Annotated in this window: 2 protein-coding genes; both read left to right on the plus strand. The window is 77.0% G+C overall.

Annotated features, from left to right (window positions below):
• A partial coding sequence (locus LG632_RS29890) for a sugar transferase (RefSeq protein ID WP_374203643.1) occupies positions 1–1317 on the plus strand: 1317 nt, incomplete at its 5' end.
• A gap of 1 nt (position 1318) precedes the next feature.
• Positions 1319–2749 carry an O-antigen ligase family protein gene (locus LG632_RS29895; RefSeq protein ID WP_226731061.1) on the plus strand — a complete coding sequence of 477 codons (1431 nt, stop codon included), beginning with the start codon at positions 1319–1321 and terminating at the stop codon, positions 2747–2749.
• Positions 2750–2811 lie beyond the last annotated feature (62 nt).

Here is a 2811-nt window from a genome sequence, read left to right on the forward strand (position 1 = left end):
GACGCCCTGGCCGCCCTCGCGGCCACGACCCTGACCCCGGCCCTGGGCCTGCCGGCCGCGGCCGCCGCCCCCGTGGCCGTACTGGCCGGCGCGCTGCACGCGCAGGCCGGCCTCTACCGGCCCCGGCTGGCCCCTTCCGCCCTGTTCGAACTGCCCGCGCTGGCGGGGCGGGCGGCCGTGCTGTGGTGCGTGACCGCCGCCGTGGTGGCCGCCGTCGACCCGCGCCAGGCGCTCGGCTGGGCCCCGCTCGCCGGGGCCGTCTGCCTCCAGGCCGTCCTGACGTGCGCCGGCCGCGGGCTGGTCCATCTGCTGCGCCGCCGTACGGCCGTCCGACGACCCGCGTCCGCGCTGGTGGTCGGCCCCCGCGACGGGGCGAGCGCGGTGGCCGGGGCACTGCACGAGCGGCGGGAGTACGGGCTGCGCCCGGTGGGGCTCGCCGACACCGGGCCGGCCGGGGAGGACGGGCCGGGGGCGGGCGTCCCGCTGCTGGCCACCCACGAGGACATCCGCCGGGCCGTCATCCAGAACTCCGTGCGGCACGCGGTGTTCACCCGCCCGCCGGAGGCCGACGAGCGCACCGCCTCACTGGTCCGGCTCTTCCACGACCACGGCTGCCGGCTGTGGCTCGCCGACCCGGTCGGCACCGCCAAGATCACCGGCATGCGCGTGCCCCGGCCCGCCGACCAGCTGTGGGGCTTCGCCGTCCAGCCGCTGCTGCCGCGCCCGGGGCGGCCGGTGGAGCGGTGGGTCAAGCGGGCCGTCGACGGGACGCTGGCCCTGCTCGCACTGCTCCTGGCGGCGCCCGTGATGGGCCTGTGCGCCCTGGCCGTACGGATCTCCGACGGGCCGGGAGTGATCTTCCGTCAGGAGCGCGTCGGGCTCTACGGGCGGCCGTTCACCCTGCTGAAGTTCCGTACGCTGCGCGCCGACGAGCACGAGTCCGCCACCCGCTGGACGGTGGCCGGGGACACCCGGATGAGCCGGGTCGGCTCCTTCCTGCGCAAGTCCTCCCTCGACGAGCTGCCCCAGCTGTGGAACGTGGTCCGCGGCGACATGAGCCTGGTCGGCCCCCGCCCCGAACGGCCGTTCTTCGTGGCCAAGTTCGCCTCGCTGCACCCCGGCTACGAGGCCCGGCACCGGATGCCCGTCGGGATCACGGGCCTGGCGCAGATCAACGGCCTGCGCGGGGACACCTCCATCGAGGACCGGGCCCGCTTCGACAACCACTACATCGACACCTGGTCGTTGTGGCAGGACGTGTGGATCCTGGCGCGCACCGCGGCCTCCTTCTTCCGCTTCCGGCTGGGAGGCAGCTGACATGAGCTTCGCCGTCTCCACCCCCGCCGTCTCCACCCCCGCCGCCGCCCCGGGCCGGGGCGCGCCCGCCGGCCGCCCGGACCCGCGCGGTCTGCTGCGCGCGCACTGGCCGCTGCTGCCGCTGGTGGCCACCGTCCTGATGCTGCTCGTCCCGGTGCCCGCCGGGGACGCCACCGCCTCGGGCAAGGTCGGCCCGGCCGACGCCGCCTCGCTGGTGCTGGTCCTCGTGTGCGCCCTGCGGGCGCTGCGCGGCGAGGTGCGGCCCCTGACCCGGCTCGGCGCGGTCGTGCTGGCCCTGCCCACGATCGGGCTGGCCGTCGCCACCGCGACGGCAGGGGACCCGTACGCGGCCCTGCCCGGGTTCGTGCGCTACCTCCAGGTGTTCGTCCTGGTCCCCGGCGCCGTGCTGCTGCTGGTGCGCGACGCGCGGGAGTTCCGGCTGGCGGCCTGGTGCTTCGTGGTGCTGGCGGTGGTCCAGGGAGCCGTGGGGGTCGTGCAGTACGCGACCCACACCGGGGCCTCCTACCAGGGCGAGGACATCCGGGCCGTGGGCACCTTCGGCCCCGGCGACGTGATGGGCATGGCGACCGTCGTCGCGTACGGGCTGGTCGTGGCGACCGGGGCCGCGCTGTCGGCGGCGCTGCCCCAGGCGTCCCGGCGGGTCGCCACCTGCTGCGCCCTGGCCCTGGTGCTCCCGCTGGTGCTGTCCTTCAGCCGCGGCGCGTGGATCGCGACCGCCGGCGCCGCCCTGGTCGTCCTGCTGCTCGCCGGGGTCCGGCGGGCCCTGGTGGTGCTGGTCGCGCTGGGCGCCGCCGGGGTGGTGCTGGTCGGCGGGTTCGGTGTGGGCTCGCAGATGGTCGCCGAGCGGCTGACCTCCATCACGCAGGTGGGCTCGGCCCCCGACCAGTCGGTCACCGACCGGTACACCATGTGGGCCGCCGCCTCCTCGATGTGGCAGGAGCGCCCCGCCGTCGGCGTCGGGCTCAAGGGCTTCCCCGCCCACCGCGACGGCCACGCCGGCCTCGGGCTCTCCTCCGGCAGCGACACCGCCGGCGCCGGCCAGGCCTACGTGCGCCAGCCGCTGCTGTCCCCGCACAACATGTACCTGCTGATCCTCAGCGAACAGGGCCTCGTCGGACTGCTCGCCCTCGCGGGCGGCTGGGCGGTGCTGCTGGTGGCCGGCCTGCGCCGGGTGCTGCGCCCGGACCCGGCGGCCCGGCGGGCCCGGGACTGCGGGCTGATCGCGTTGGGCCTGTTCGTCTGGCAGCTCACCGACTTCCTCTACGCCGACATCGGCGGCCCCTCGACCGTCCTGACCGGAGTGATCATCGGCCTGGCGGCCTGGGGGGCCTTCGCGGACACCGGCGGCGGCCCGGGCCGCGCCGACGCAGCCGTGCCGTGGCGGGCCCGTGAGGGTACGGCCGTCAGGTGAGCGATACGACGCCCGTCACGGGCACGCGGCGGCCCGGCCCCGGCCTTCCGGCCGGGCCGGGC

The organism is Streptomyces antimicrobicus (genome assembly GCF_020532625.1).
Lineage (GTDB): Bacteria > Actinomycetota > Actinomycetes > Streptomycetales > Streptomycetaceae > Streptomyces > Streptomyces antimicrobicus.

What these genes read in the sequence shown, in the direction of transcription:
- LG632_RS29895 (WP_226731061.1), top strand. Translation starts at nt 1,319, where the DNA reads ATGAGCTTCGCCGTCTCCACCCCCGCCGTCTCCACCCCCGCCGCCGCC.